Here is a 13,237-nt window from a genome sequence, read left to right on the forward strand (position 1 = left end):
ACCGTTCCAAATAAAATCTACGCTTAGCAATGACGGGCGCGATCAAGCCCTGACACGTGAATTCTGGGGATCATAGGGACCGGACGCAATCACGATTGAAGGCGTCGGCACGCCGATAATATCGACGTTCAACGCAGTCCCGATACCGGAAAACTCTGGCTCGACAAAGGCATAGGCAAGGTTCATTCCGACCCTGTGCCCCCAGTCACCGGATGTGACAGTGCCCACGACCCTGCCATCCTGGACGACCGAGGACCCGGGATGTGCCGGGGCAACATCAGCATCAATCCGCAGTGTGACCAGCCTGCGGTGCGGTCCATTCTGCTGGCGCTGGCGCAGCGCATCACGCCCGATAAACGGGCCCTTGTCCAACCGCAAGAAACGATCAAGACCGGTTTCAAACGGATCAAACTCGGTCAGAATGTCAGCCTTCCAATGCAGATACCCTTTCTCCAGCCGCATTGATTCAACCGCCCGCGCACCAAAAACATGCAAGCCGTGATCCGCACCTGCGGCGCGCAAGGCCAGCCATGCTGCATAAAGCTGATTATTCGGTACGTGAATCTCGTAGGCCAGTTCACCGGAAAAACTTACCGACATCACCACTGCCGGGGCAATACCGACAAAACAGCGACGCACACGCAGCCAAGGGAACACGTCCGCCGACCAGTCCTCGCGACTGACAGCGCTCAGGATATCGCGTGATCGGGGACCAGCCAGAACAAGCGCTGTGTAATCGTTGGTCAACGACTGGACCTGCACATCGTCGTCGGGGCCCAGATGCATCTGCAACCAATCCATATCGTGAAACTCTGACGCGGCGGCCGATCCGTACCAGACTTCGCCATCCGGCAGATTTGCAATCGTCGCTTCGGCCTTCAGCATCCCGTCATGGTTCAAAAGATAACCCAGGCCAAGGCGGCCGACCGACCGTGGAACGTGGCCACAGATCATACGATCCAGAAAATCATGCACGCCGCTGCCTATCAGCGCGAAACGGTTGAAGCCGCTCACCTCGCAAATCCCGGCAGAGCCTTGGATCGCCGCGACATCGCGGGCCACTACATCAAATACTTCGTTAAATCGGAACCCATAGGTTTCGTGGAAATCAGGGGCGGGTTTGATGTAGTCGACACGCTCCCACCCGTTGACCACTGAAAATGCTGCGCCCTCAGCCGCCAGAATGGGGGTCAGTGGCGTTGTCTTTGCAGCGCGTCCGGCGGGCCGGTGTTCGTGGGGGAAGTGGAAGCGAAATTCGTTCTGATAATCCTCTACCGCCTTCAGCGCCGTGAGCTCTACATTGGCGTGTCCAGTAAAACGGCGCGGGTCGATGCACCAGGTGTCATAACACGCCTCACCATGCACAATCTGCTGTGCCAGCAGCCATCCATGACCGCCACCTTCACCTAGACCTGCGCGCAGCCCGATGATGCAGAATGCATTGCGCTTGCCCGGGATCGGGCCAACCAGCGGCGCACCGTCGATCGTATAGGTGATCGGACCATTCACGACCGTATGAATGCCGGTTTCTGTCAGCGCGGGCATACGGGCAAAGGCCCCTTCCAGCACATCAGTCACCCGGTCGAGGTCATCGGGACAGAGCGCGTTTGTAAAATGCGGGTCGATACCATCCATGCCCCATGTTTTGCAGTCCTGCTCGTAAAATCCCACCAGCAGACCATTCTTTTCCTGACGGCAATAATAGTCCGAGATTGGACAGCGTAGCAGAGGCATCCTGTGACCCGCTTCCTTGATCGCCGGGATATCTTCGGTCAGGAAATACTGATGCTCCATCGACGCCACGGGGTGATGGACGCCCATCATCGCGCCAATCTCGTTGACCCGATAACCGGCGGCATTGACCACGATATCGCATTCAATTGACCCCTTTGCCGTTTCGACAACCCAGCTATTGTCGCGCTTCTGGGTCAGATCGGTCACTGCCGTGTGGCGATAGATTTCAGCACCGGCCAGGCGCGCGCGACGCGCCAGCGCCTGGCACAATTGCGCCGGATCAATGTCACCGTCCAATGGATCCCACAGACCGCCCAGCAGATTGTCGGTCGAAATCAAAGGGTGGCGGCGCGCGCATTCGGCGGCATCAATGACTTCGAATGCAACACCCATGCCCTTTGCCATGGATGCAAAGTGACGATAGCCATCCATTTGGGCGGCGGTGTTGGCCAGCCGGATACCACCATCGGCATGGTGATAACTGATCGGATAGTCCGGGTCCTCTGACAGCGCCTTGTAAAGAGCAATTGAGTGAGACTTCAGGCCAACCATCGTCTGGTTCATCCCGAAATTCGTTACTTGCGCTGCCGAATGCCATGTGGTGCCGCTTGTCAATTCATCGCGCTCGACCAGCACGACGTCGGTCCAACCTTCCTGCGTCAGATGGTAAAGCGTCGAACACCCGGCAATCCCCCCACCAATAACAACCACCCGCGCTTGCGATTTCATCTTTACCATCTCCCTTGTGCGGCACTAGCCAACCGACAGCCGCTAAACCAATGCACCCTGACCGGGAAGACAGGTCTTTGCAAATCGCGACGACAAAACAGCACGACAGGTCGGGTTTGGCCGCCAGATCAGATGATGCCGCACAAAAAAAGGCCCCGGACGAACCGGGGCCTGATGAGTGGCCTTGGGAATTTATTAGATGCGCACGAATTTTTGCGCGATACGCGGCAGCAGGCCGCTGAATTTCAGGGGTGCGTCGGTTGCCGCAAGGCAGATGCAATCCATCCCTTCCTCGGCAACCGGTGTGTGCTGGAGATCTTCGTTAGCGACCTCGACGTCACCGGCAGCGAACCTGTCTTCGTCATCGACGAAAGCACCCTGCAGCACCAGCGTCAACTCCGTGCCCCGGTGACCGTGATCGGGCACGGCCGTTCCCGCTGGGATCCGCAGCAAGCGCACGCTGGCGTCTTTTGATGTGGGCAGGATCATCTGGCTGACGCCACCACCAACCTTGCGCCATTTCAGACTGTCCAAATCACCTTGGACGTAATCCTGCAATGGACCGGGGAAGATGCTGTTTTTGACCCGTGCCGGTGCCGGCTTTTCAGTCAGCGTTCCGCTTTCGATCATGGCCATCGTCGCGGCAAGCGCATCTTCGGCCACATCAATCGGGTCGACATCCACCATGACCTCGCCACCGACGGCCTCGTATTCGGCCAGTGCCGCGCGACAGTCATCGCACATGGAAATATGTGTCGCGACCACAAGGTTGAATGCTTCCGGCAGGGTGCCTGCTGCGTAGCCCATCAACAGGGGTTCGGTCAGGTGATGCTTAATCTGTTTCATACCACTCATCATTTCATCGTATGGCGCAACCGTTCCAGCGCCAGCCTTATCCTCGATTTGATCGTCCCTAATGGTAGCCCGGTTTCGGCGGCAATCTCGCTATGCGACAATTCGCCGTAATAGGCCTTTTCGATCAGTTTCCTTTGTTCTTCGGGCAATGCGGCAAGCGCCTGACCGAGCTGTTCCGTTTCTTGTTGTAGTCCCATCGCGTCGGCCTGATCAGGCTCCGGCTCGGGACCCCATGGCAAATCTTCGGGTTCTGGCCGCTTCTGCTTGCGCAGCAGATCGATCTTGCGGTTCCGGGCGATCGTGAAAATCCATGTGGATACACTTGCCTTTGCCGGATCGAACATGTGGGCCTTGTTCCAAAGGGTCGCCATGACCTCCTGTGTGCATTCTTCTGCCAGATCCGGGCTGGCCCCCGATTTCATCAAAAATGACTTCACGCGTGGAGCGAAATATCCAAAGAGTTCGGCAAAGGCTGCCTTGTCCTTGTCGTCCCGCACCGCAGAAACCTGGATGACCCAGGCCATGCGTTTGGTCGCTTGTTCGGCTGTCAACTTTTTCGCCCCCGATTTGCGAAACGTCATTATGTCCGACCCACTATAGGGTGGCATGACAACTGGCGCATCAGCTTTTGCGAGGACACTATTTTCGGTCAACATGCACTTCTTACGGACCGCGTTAACGATTGGATCAGTGCGCATGCATTTTTTCTGTTTGATCCGGACAAGTCCAAGCTACGTAAGAAATAATAACTTCAAGACCGGATAACGGAGCGACCATCAATGCCATTCGAAACAAGTACATCCGCACCCAGAAAAGTAGCGGTTATCGGGGCGGGTATTTCAGGCATGGGTGCCGCACATGCGTTGGCCAAGGATCACCGCGTTGTTTTGTTCGAGGCTGAAAAGCGGTTGGGCGGACATGCCCGCACCCGGATGGCAGGGCCGAAGCGTGATCAGGCGGTCGACACTGGATTCATTGTGTTCAACTATGCCAATTATCCGAACCTGACGGCACTTTTCGATCATCTTGAGGTGCCGGTTGTGAAGAGCAATATGAGCTTTGGGGCTTCCTTCGCAGGCGGCAAGCTGGAATATGGTCTGGCCAGTCTTGACGCGCTTTTCGCCCAGCGCAGCAATATCGCCAGCCCGCGTTTTCTGCGCATGGTGCGCGATATCTTCAAGTTCAACGCCAAGGGGTTGGACGCCAGCCGGGACGAGACACTGACCATTGGCGAGTTGATGCACAAGCTGAAGCTGAGCAACTTTTTCCGCGATCATTACCTGTTGCCCTTTTCCGGCGCGATCTGGTCCACGCCCAAGGAAAAAATCCTCGATTTTCCTGCCTATGCGATGATGAAGTTTTTCGACAATCACGCGCTGCTTGGCGCGACCGGCCAGCATCAGTGGTACACTGTCGCGGGTGGGTCACGCGAGTATGTGACCCGTCTGGGCGCGGATATGTTCCGCCGTGGCGTCGACATGCGTCTTGGCGCGCCCATTTCCGGGGTCCGCCGCGGCCCGCTGGGCGTTGAAGTCAAGGCGCAGGGTGGCGATTGGGAGATGTTTGACGAGGTGGTGTTTGCCACGCATTCCGATGACACGCTGCGCCTGTTATCCGACGCAACGGCGGTTGAGAAATCTGTGCTGGGCGCCGTGCGTTACCAGCCCAACCGGGTGGTGCTGCATTCCGATACATCACTGATGCCCAAGCGGCGGCAGGTCTGGTCGTCATGGGTCTATTCGGAGGATGCCGACCGCACTGGCGGCGAAATTGACCTGACATATTGGATGAACTCGCTTCAGCCTTGGCTGAAGACCGACGATATGATGGTGACCCTGAATTCAAAACGTCCGATCCGGGAAGATCTGATCTGGGACGAAGTGACATTGCGCCATCCGGTCTATGATCTTGAGGCGCTGGCGGCACAAGAGGCGGCGACCGCCATGAACGGATCGAACCGCACATGGTTCTGCGGTGCCTGGATGAAGAACGGATTTCACGAGGATGGATTGTCCAGTGCGCTGGATGTCGTCCACGCCCTGAACGCGGTCGAGCGGCTGGAGATGGCAGCAGAGTGACCACCACCGTCGATCATATCGCTGGTGAGACCTATCACGGGCGGCGGGGCGCGACGAAAAACGCCTTTCGCTATTCTATCGACTATGTGCTGCTGGATGCCGAGGCTGATATGACGACCCCGGCCCTGTTCGCGCGCAATCGCGGGAACCTGATGTCGTTGCAGGACAGCGACCATGGTGGACCGCCCAAGCAGGGACGCGGGGCTGCATGGGTGCGGGACGTTTTGGTGGCGCATGACATCGCTGATCCGGCGCGGATTGAACTTCTAGCGCAGCCTCGCGTGCTGGGGCATGTATTCAACCCGGTGTCTTTCTGGCTGTGCTACGACGCCGACGATATTCTGCGCAGCGTTATTGCAGAGGTGACCAACACGTTCGGCGACCGCCATTCCTATCTGTGTCATCACGATGATGGACGGGCGATCACCAAAGCTGACACATTGTCAGCGCAGAAATTGATGCATGTTTCACCTTTTCAACCCATAGAAGGCGGATATGTGTTTCGATTTGATATTCAGGCTGACAGTATCGGTATCTGGATCGACTATTCGCGCGGCAATGGCGGGCTGATCGCCACGCTGACGGGTCAGCGCAAACCGATCAGCAACACGTCCATCATCAAGGCGGTCTTGCGTCGCCCGTTCGGGTCGCGCCGGGTGCTGACGCTGATCCATTGGCAGGCGCTGAAACTGTGGTTCAAAGGCGCCACGTTCCGATCACAACCTGCACCGCCGGTCGAAGAAGTCAGCAGATGAAAGCCCTGCAAGAACGGCTTCCTGCCTACACCGGCTTCGCCGCTGTACTGTCCGGCGCTGGCCTGCCGATCTATATCTATGCGCCGAAATACTATGCCGATACGTTTGGCGTCAGTCTGACGGCGCTTGGCGCATTGCTGTTTGGGTTGCGCCTGTTCGATGTGGTGCAGGACCCTGTGCTGGGCTGGATCAGTGAACGGTTGGGCAATGCCAAGAAATTCGCGGTCACCGCAACAGCATTTATCCTTGCCTTGTCGATGATCGGCCTTTTCGCCGTGGCCCCGCCGATCAGTGCGATCTGGTGGTTCGGGCTGACGATCACCGGGCTTTTCAGCGCTTTCAGCTTTCTCAGCATCAATTTCTATGCGCAAGGCATCAGCAAGGCGGGCGATGGGCCCAAGGGTCATGTGCGGCTGGCGGCGTGGCGGGAAAGCGGCGCGCTGTTGGGAGTCTGCATCGCCGCTGTGATCCCGACGTTGTTGATGGGGGTGGTGGCAGATCCGTTCGCCACCTTCGCCTACGGCTTTGCCGCGGCGGCCCTTGTCGCTACGTTTTTCATGTGGCCGGAATGGAAGGGTAAAACCACGACCGAACCGTCACAGATCGGCGATATCATCAAGGATAGCACGGCACGCAGGCTTCTGATCCTGGCGCTTGTCAACGCCACACCGCTGGCCGTTTCGTCGACACTTTTTCTGTTTTTCGTCGAAAGTCGTCTTGGCGCACCCGGCTGGGAAGGCGGCTTATTGGTCCTGTTTTTCCTTGCAGCTGCATTGTCATCGCCGATCTGGTCCGCGCTAGCGCAGCGGTTCGGCGAAAGGCCTGTTTTGCTGACCGCGATGGTCCTCGCCGTTGCGTCATTTGGTTACACCTTCACTTTATCGACGGGCGATGTGATCCCCTTTGCCGTCATCTGCGTATTAAGTGGTGCAAGCATTGGAGCAGACCTGACTTTGCTGCCTGCAATGTTCGCGAAGCGCATGGCCGTAATCTCGCCCAATGGTGGGCAAGGGTTCGGCCTATGGAATTTAGTGAACAAGTTCACGCTTGCCTTCGCGGCGGTGGTGCTCTTGCCACTTCTCGAACGGTCCGGCTTCGAAGCCGGGGGAACAAACCTGCCTTCCGAGGCATTGACCATGTTGACGGTGCTTTACGCCCTTGTGCCGTCACTTTTGAAACTTGTGGCGATCGGGCTTCTGATCGCCACGAAACTAGAGGAATAAACGATGTCGTTTATCACCTACATGCTGATTGGTGCGGCCCTCATGGTAATCGCCGTGATGTGCAAACAGCGCTATGTCTCATTCTGGGCGCAAAAGTCTACGGATTATGCCGATGGTCCGATCTTTGATATCCGCGAACGGTTCAACGGCCCCATCGTGTGCGAAGGCGTGATCTATGGCCCCACGGGCAAAGTCTCATCGCGGTTCGTTGCTGATTTCGAGGCATCGTGGAACGGCAATATTGGCACCATGGTCGAACGATTTCACTATGACAGCGGCAATGTGCAGGATCGGGTCTGGACCCTGACCCTTGGCAATGATGGGAATATCAAGGCCGAAGCGCCTGATGTGGTTGGCGCGGGCACCGGGCGGCAGGAAGGATCGGCTGTACTGCTGAACTATCGTATCAAGTTGTCGGAAGAGGCTGGTGGGCACGCGCTCGACGTGACCGACTGGATGTATCTGATGTCGAACGGATCAATAATGAACCGAAGCCAGTTTCGGAAGTTTGGTATCAAGGTGGCCGAACTTGTGGCCACCATGCGCCCGAAAGACAAAGCCTACGCAGGAGAATAAAGTGACAGACTGGCAGGGAAAACGATACTGGCTCGTCGGTGCGAGCGAGGGGCTGGGGCGCGAGGTCGCGTTCTGCCTGAGCCGCGCGGGGGCCGAAGTGATCGTGTCCGCCAGATCAGAGGAGCGGTTGAAGGAACTGGTCGAGGAACTGCCAGGCAAGGCCTCTTATATTACCGTTGATGTCGCCGACCGGGATGCTGTCGAAAAGGCTGCTGCCGAAGCTGGCGAGCTGGATGGTGTTGTCTATTTGGCTGGCGTCTACTGGCCCATGAAGGCCAGCGAATGGGACAACGAAAAAGCCGACCTGATGGGCGAGATCAATTATCTTGGCGGCTCTCGCGTGGTCGGCGCCGTCATCGGTGGCATGATCGAACGCGGACATGGGCACATCGTACTGACCGGTTCGCTGTCAGGCTTCCGCGGCTTGCCTGGCGCCATTGGTTATTCTGCGTCGAAGGCCGGGCTGATGGCGCTGGCCGAGTCCATGCAGGCCGATCTGCGCACCTCGGACATCAAGGTGCAGGTGATCAATCCGGGCTTCATCAAAACCCGCCTGACGGACAAGAACGACTTTACCATGCCCTTCATCATGGAGCCGGAAGACGCGGCAAAAGAGTTTTTCGACCACATGAACACCGATACGTTCAAGAAAAGCTTTCCCATGGTATTTTCCTGGGTGTTCCGGTTGTCGCAATTGATGCCGGACTGGATGTATTACCGGCTGTTCGGGTCCAAATAAGCCACCAACCTGTTGCAGGTTTGCGTTCCAGCGCAGCGGGTCTATCCTATCGTATTATGCTGATTATACATCTTGCGCCCGTTGGCGCAGGCACAGGGTGGACCCATGGCAGACGATATCATGTCGGAAATCACAGGCCGCTGTTATTGCGGCGCGACACGATTGCATGCCACAGAAACCCCTTTATCGGTGCTCTATTGCCATTGCACGGATTGCCGCCGCGCATCCGGCGGACCTGTTGCCGCATTTGCCGCATTTCGCGAAGGCACGATTGCGTTTTCACCAAGCGAAGGACGCGCAGTCAACCGCGTTCCTGGCGTGATCCGCACCTTCTGCGAAACCTGCGGCTCACCGCTGACGGGCCGCTACGATTATCTGCCAAACACGGTTTATGTCCCCCTTGGATTGCTTGATCAGGCCGACAGGTTCCCGCCTCAGATGCATGCCCATGATGATAACAGGCTCCAATGGCTGCACATCAATGACGACCTGCCTCGACACACCAGTTCGGCGCGCAGCCAACTGAATGAATGACTTGCGCCAGATCAAAGTCAGACATGCTATGATGCGCCAAGAAGGGGCTAAAGGAGTGCGCGACATGCTACCAATATCGACCGACAAAGTGGCCGAAGTGATCATCCTGGCCCGTGAACTGGACCGGGCTGAAAATGAATTCAACGGCTTTGTGGACCAATTGACCGATGACGAAAAGATCGGGCTGGTTGCCATTTTCTGGATCGGGCGGGGCAGTTTTGACGCTGAAGATCTGCAAGAGGCGCTCAACACAGCCGAAACCGAGGCGACCACACCGACAGCGGACTACCTTAAAGGGTCGCCGCATCTGGCCGACCATCTGGAAAGCGGGCTGGAGGCACTGGGGATTGACGCCAGCGACGCCGAGGATGATCTTTATCGGCCCGCCTGACTGAGTTCTTCCCGCTCCGGGGCTGGGTCCCAATGAATGTCCGGCCCGATAGGGATAATGCCTAGCGGATTCCGCTTCTCGCTCGCGCTGAAATAGCCCTTTTTGTAGATATCGAACCTGACCGTTTCGACCACGCCGGGCATGGCATAGATGTCCCTCGCGTAAGGCCATAGATGCGCGTAATCCGCCAGCCGGCGCAGGTTGCAGCGAAACGCGTAGTGATAGGCAACGTCAAACCGTGCCAGCGTCGGGAAAAGCCGCAGATCGGCCTCGGTGAATGCGTCGCCGCACAGGAACCGATGTGTCGCGAGGTGATGATCAAGTTGATCGAGCACATCAAACACATCCTCAGCCGCGCTTTCGTAAGCATCCTGGGTTGAGGCAAATCCGGCGCGATATACGCCGTTGTTCACCTTGTCGTAAATCAGCGTGTTCCAGTCATCAATCTGTCCGCGCAAACCGGGTGGCGCAAGGTCAGGTCCGTCAAAGGCATCGTTCAACATCCGAACGATATCGGCGGATTCGTTGCTGACCATGCGGCCCTGTACCTTGTCCCACAACACCGGCACCGTCAGCCGCCCGGTATAGCGCATAGGGTCCGCGCCATAGACCTCATGCACCGCGCGGGCACCCAGAACGGGATCAGAAAATTCACCGTCAGCATCATAAACCCAGCCCTGATCGGTCCGGTTTGGGCGCGCATAGGATACGGTGATCGCATCCGTCAGCCCCTTGACGACGCGGGTCAGCAAGGCCCGATGCGCCCACGGGCAATTCCACGCCACAAACAGATGATATCGCCCCGCCTCTGCCGGGAAATCCCCCTGACCGATCCAATGGCGGACTGTGCTGCGGCTCCGCTCCCATGCGCCGGAGCTGAGGGTTTGCGTCACATCATCGCCAACGTGATAAACCCCGTCGACCATATAGCCCATCAGCCCATCGCCCGATCAAAACAGGCTTTGGCCCGGCCCCAGACGCCCTGGTCAAGTGCGGTCAGTGTCATCAGGTGCGGCAACAACTGGTCTGCAAAATCCTCGCTGCTTTCGGCGGGCAGCATTGAGGGCAGATTATCAATCGCTGTTACGTCCAGAACCGGGCTGTCATGGACCCGTAGTGAAGGTTCGGCCCAGGTCGTTGTGCGGTCATAGACCTTGATTGGGGAAAAATCGCTGTCGGGGTCGCAGGCGATGTCACCGATCACGCTCAGTTGGCGATCGGCGATCTTGGCGCTGGCTGGTACGAAAACCGGCGTGCCGGGTCGTGCCAGAATACAGTTGAGAAACACATCATGCGCCAGCACCTGCGGAAACGGGCCACCATGGGCGGTCTCTGCCATGTCCCATCTGGTCACGGCCACACCCATGGCCTGACACAGGTCAGCCGCCCCTGATCCGACGCGCCCCAACGCCCCGATGATCAGGGCGGTCGGACGCTGCGTACCGATCTGCACCAGACCTTCCTGCATCGCCGCCAGCATGTGACTGGCCGAAGGGTATGTTCCAACCGGCCCCGCAATGTCACCACGCTGTTGCGCCATCCAGCACATCAGCGACACCGCCGCCCCGGCATAACCTGCCCAATAGCCAAAAGCGGCAACGCGGCGACCATCTGCATCCGTCAGATATTCCAGATCATAAAGCGCACCACCCCCGGCCCCGAACCGGTCCAGCAGCACCTGACCCGCTGGCTGGCCCTTATAGGCATGACCGAACATGATGTGGCGATGGCGCAAGGACGTGCCATCATCAGGCAACTCTTTCAGGCCAAATACGATGGCATCATCAGGGGCATCGACCCAGGAAAACTCTGGCGCGATGGCGCAACCCGCCGCTTCATATTCCGCTATCGGCAGAACCCGCTGGGCGCTTTGCTCCACCGTTACCTTGAACCCTGCATCAATCAGCCGCGCCGCGCCCTGTGGGGTCAAACCGACCCGTTCTTCATTGGCGCGGCTTTCCGAGCGGACCCAGAGATGGACCATCAAAGCATCCCTTTCTCAAAGGCCGCCTGTACCGAAGCCCGCGTATTCATGCGATGTTGGAAATCCTGCAAGGTCGCAAACTCCGCGATATCCACGCCATCGCCGGGCAGCCATGTCAGCACGACATACAGATAGAAATCGGACACGACCTGCCCTTCGCCGGATGGGAACGGCAGCGCCTCCAAAGCCTCTTCGACATAGGCGCAGGATGCCGCCACCGTCTGCGGCACTTTCTGCTTCATATCGACAAATGACGCCTCCTGATCCGCCCAGCGACTGCCACGCAGCCCATGGGCGTGGTTGGGGTGCATGGTGCCATTGAGATAACACATCAACTCGCGCATGCGAGCGGCGGCAAACGGATCGGTCGGCACAAGGGAGGGGGCGACATATTCCAGCAAAGCGCCGGTTTCGGTCAGAACCCCATGTGGTGTCTCCAGAGCGGGGACCCGGCCCTTTGGGTTCAGCTTGTGGTAGGCGGCCGTGGTTTGCTCACCCTTGCTGAAATCGACAAGCACCGGTTCATAGGGCGTGCCGACCTCCTCCAGCGCCATGGCAACAGCGACAGAGATCGTACGCGGGGCATAATGCAGCTTCAGCATTGGGGTCTTCCTTTAGTAATGGGTGACGGCGTGGGCGCGGTCAGGCTGGTCCAGATGCGGGATCGTGTTGAACGCGGCAAGGATCGGCCCTTGCGGGATCACATGGACCCGGTGCACCGAACTGTTCAGGATCGGCAGCAGGATATGCGCCATCCGGGTCGGATCAAGGTTCAGCAGATGCCGGATGATCATACCGATCACGCCACCTGAGGTGACGCAAAGCACGCGCGCGCCGGGCGTCGCGGCCTCTTGCAGAACCGATGTCACCCGCGCCTCGAATGACGCAAAGGTTTCGACCCCCATGATTTCGGCCTTATGCCAGGCTTCCATGACCTGCGGGACGTGGGCGGCAAATTCATCGGGGCCGGGGAAGGGGACGCCATGCACATCCTCAAGCGCCTGGCCGAGGTTGAAATAGTCCATTTCGTTCAGGCGCGGATCAATGACGGGGTCGCCATAGCCAATCCCTGCCGCGGTTTCCTGATGGCGGCGCAAACTGCCAGAGATGATCTTGTCAAACGGGCGTTCACGGTCGCGCAGATAATCCCCCAGCCACCGGGCCTGCTGGTGGCCCAGATCAGACAGCTTGTCATAGCTTTCTTCGTCATTGGCCGCTGAATTGGCCTGCCCGTGACGGACCAGAATAATCTCACCCATAAACACCCTCCTGAGCGGACAGGGTTACGGGCTGGAATCGGGCTTGGCAACGGTTTTGAGTCGCGGCGCATGGCTGTCTCTGGGCATTCAGACCGCCACGATAACGCGCCTAACCACTACAATTCATGTCACTTTTTTCACGCCCCCGCGAAAAGTTGGAAATAATTGCGCCTCACGCAATTGGGTGCGCCTGAAATCTGTGAACGGTTGAAAGAGTTTGCGGGGGGCTGGGGCTGACCTAGGGGCAGTCTGGCGCACAGATCGGGGTGGGGTTCTGTGCATGGCTGCACGCGAGAGGCAGGTAGGGTGCCGCGCCCTCATGTCAAGCACTTGAGCCGATCACATTCAGCCCCGTTTTCGTGATCAGCACGGCCCTACCC

Annotated in this window: 14 protein-coding genes; 7 read left to right on the forward strand and 7 right to left on the reverse strand. The window is 58.0% G+C overall.

What is annotated here, in order from left to right:
* Positions 1–42 precede the first annotated feature (42 nt).
* The 3 genes from ACFWW4_RS20380 to ACFWW4_RS20390 all read right to left on the reverse strand — a co-directional run bounded on the left by ACFWW4_RS20380 (position 43) and on the right by ACFWW4_RS20390 (position 3,899).
* Positions 43–2,463 (reverse strand): GcvT family protein, encoded by a 2,421-nt coding sequence (locus tag ACFWW4_RS20380; RefSeq protein ID WP_411892516.1) that lies wholly within the window; start codon positions 2,461–2,463, stop codon positions 43–45.
* Between the two features lie 195 nt (positions 2,464–2,658).
* Positions 2,659–3,309 (reverse strand): ChrR family anti-sigma-E factor, encoded by a 651-nt coding sequence (locus ACFWW4_RS20385; protein ID WP_411892517.1) that lies wholly within the window; start codon positions 3,307–3,309, stop codon positions 2,659–2,661.
* Positions 3,310–3,317: 8 nt separating this feature from the next.
* Positions 3,318–3,899 carry a sigma-70 family RNA polymerase sigma factor gene (locus tag ACFWW4_RS20390; RefSeq protein ID WP_411892518.1) on the reverse strand — a complete coding sequence of 194 codons (582 nt, stop codon included), beginning with the start codon at positions 3,897–3,899 and terminating at the stop codon, positions 3,318–3,320.
* A 198-nt stretch (positions 3,900–4,097) separates the two neighbouring features.
* Here ACFWW4_RS20390 and ACFWW4_RS20395 point away from each other — a divergent pair, with 198 nt between their 5' ends.
* The 7 genes from ACFWW4_RS20395 to ACFWW4_RS20425 all read left to right on the forward strand — a co-directional run bounded on the left by ACFWW4_RS20395 (position 4,098) and on the right by ACFWW4_RS20425 (position 9,614).
* A complete protein-coding gene (locus tag ACFWW4_RS20395; RefSeq protein ID WP_393929998.1) occupies positions 4,098–5,396 on the forward strand; it encodes an NAD(P)/FAD-dependent oxidoreductase in 1,299 nt (432 codons plus the stop codon).
* On the forward strand, positions 5,393–6,151 hold the full coding sequence (locus ACFWW4_RS20400) for a DUF1365 domain-containing protein (protein WP_411892519.1): 759 nt from the start codon (positions 5,393–5,395) through the stop codon (positions 6,149–6,151). The genes ACFWW4_RS20395 and ACFWW4_RS20400 overlap by 4 nt, the downstream gene beginning before the upstream one ends.
* Complete coding sequence (locus ACFWW4_RS20405; protein ID WP_411892520.1) at positions 6,148–7,374, forward strand: MFS transporter; 1,227 nt, start codon at positions 6,148–6,150, stop codon at positions 7,372–7,374. Before ACFWW4_RS20400 ends, ACFWW4_RS20405 begins: the two co-directional genes overlap by 4 nt.
* Before the next feature lie 3 nt (positions 7,375–7,377).
* Entirely contained in the window at positions 7,378–7,950 is a 573-nt protein-coding gene (locus ACFWW4_RS20410; RefSeq protein WP_411892521.1) for a DUF3833 family protein, read from the forward strand.
* Between the two features lies 1 nt (position 7,951).
* Positions 7,952–8,689: an SDR family NAD(P)-dependent oxidoreductase gene (locus tag ACFWW4_RS20415; protein WP_411892522.1), complete on the forward strand. Its 738-nt coding sequence runs from the start codon at positions 7,952–7,954 to the stop codon at positions 8,687–8,689.
* A 105-nt stretch (positions 8,690–8,794) separates the two neighbouring features.
* The gene (locus ACFWW4_RS20420; RefSeq protein WP_411892523.1) at positions 8,795–9,223 is read left to right on the forward strand and encodes a GFA family protein; all 429 of its coding nucleotides are present in this window, start codon (positions 8,795–8,797) and stop codon (positions 9,221–9,223) included.
* Between the two features lie 64 nt (positions 9,224–9,287).
* Entirely contained in the window at positions 9,288–9,614 is a 327-nt protein-coding gene (locus ACFWW4_RS20425; RefSeq protein ID WP_393929986.1) for a DUF3775 domain-containing protein, read from the forward strand.
* Here the strand turns inward: ACFWW4_RS20425 and ACFWW4_RS20430 are convergent.
* The 4 genes from ACFWW4_RS20430 to ACFWW4_RS20445 are packed head-to-tail and all read right to left on the reverse strand — an operon-like array spanning position 9,599 to position 12,857.
* Positions 9,599–10,549, reverse strand: a complete 951-nt coding sequence (locus ACFWW4_RS20430; RefSeq protein ID WP_411892524.1) for a glutathione S-transferase family protein — start codon at positions 10,547–10,549, stop codon at positions 9,599–9,601. The genes ACFWW4_RS20425 and ACFWW4_RS20430 overlap by 16 nt on opposite strands.
* Positions 10,549–11,598, reverse strand: coding sequence for a saccharopine dehydrogenase (locus ACFWW4_RS20435; RefSeq protein WP_411892525.1), 1,050 nt, complete (start codon positions 11,596–11,598; stop codon positions 10,549–10,551). The genes ACFWW4_RS20430 and ACFWW4_RS20435 overlap by 1 nt, the downstream gene beginning before the upstream one ends.
* Positions 11,598–12,197: a glutathione S-transferase family protein gene (locus ACFWW4_RS20440; RefSeq protein ID WP_411892530.1), complete on the reverse strand. Its 600-nt coding sequence runs from the start codon at positions 12,195–12,197 to the stop codon at positions 11,598–11,600. Before ACFWW4_RS20440 ends, ACFWW4_RS20435 begins: the two co-directional genes overlap by 1 nt.
* A gap of 15 nt (positions 12,198–12,212) precedes the next feature.
* Complete coding sequence (locus ACFWW4_RS20445; protein ID WP_411892526.1) at positions 12,213–12,857, reverse strand: histidine phosphatase family protein; 645 nt, start codon at positions 12,855–12,857, stop codon at positions 12,213–12,215.
* Positions 12,858–13,237: the final 380 nt, after the last annotated feature.

Source organism: Yoonia sp. SDW83-1 (genome assembly GCF_046762885.1).
Lineage (GTDB): Bacteria > Pseudomonadota > Alphaproteobacteria > Rhodobacterales > Rhodobacteraceae > Yoonia.

What these genes read in the sequence shown, in the direction of transcription:
- ACFWW4_RS20395 (WP_393929998.1), top strand. Translation starts at nt 4,098, where the DNA reads ATGCCATTCGAAACAAGTACATCCGCACCCAGAAAAGTAGCGGTTATC.
- ACFWW4_RS20405 (WP_411892520.1), top strand. Translation starts at nt 6,148, where the DNA reads ATGAAAGCCCTGCAAGAACGGCTTCCTGCCTACACCGGCTTCGCCGCT.
- ACFWW4_RS20385 (WP_411892517.1), bottom strand. Translation starts at nt 3,309, where the DNA reads ATGAAACAGATTAAGCATCACCTGACCGAACCCCTGTTGATGGGCTAC.
- ACFWW4_RS20445 (WP_411892526.1), bottom strand. Translation starts at nt 12,857, where the DNA reads ATGGGTGAGATTATTCTGGTCCGTCACGGGCAGGCCAATTCAGCGGCC.
- ACFWW4_RS20430 (WP_411892524.1), bottom strand. Translation starts at nt 10,549, where the DNA reads ATGGGCTATATGGTCGACGGGGTTTATCACGTTGGCGATGATGTGACG.
- ACFWW4_RS20435 (WP_411892525.1), bottom strand. Translation starts at nt 11,598, where the DNA reads ATGGTCCATCTCTGGGTCCGCTCGGAAAGCCGCGCCAATGAAGAACGG.
- ACFWW4_RS20420 (WP_411892523.1), top strand. Translation starts at nt 8,795, where the DNA reads ATGGCAGACGATATCATGTCGGAAATCACAGGCCGCTGTTATTGCGGC.
- ACFWW4_RS20425 (WP_393929986.1), top strand. Translation starts at nt 9,288, where the DNA reads ATGCTACCAATATCGACCGACAAAGTGGCCGAAGTGATCATCCTGGCC.
- ACFWW4_RS20380 (WP_411892516.1), bottom strand. Translation starts at nt 2,463, where the DNA reads ATGAAATCGCAAGCGCGGGTGGTTGTTATTGGTGGGGGGATTGCCGGG.
- ACFWW4_RS20390 (WP_411892518.1), bottom strand. Translation starts at nt 3,899, where the DNA reads ATGACGTTTCGCAAATCGGGGGCGAAAAAGTTGACAGCCGAACAAGCG.
- ACFWW4_RS20410 (WP_411892521.1), top strand. Translation starts at nt 7,378, where the DNA reads ATGTCGTTTATCACCTACATGCTGATTGGTGCGGCCCTCATGGTAATC.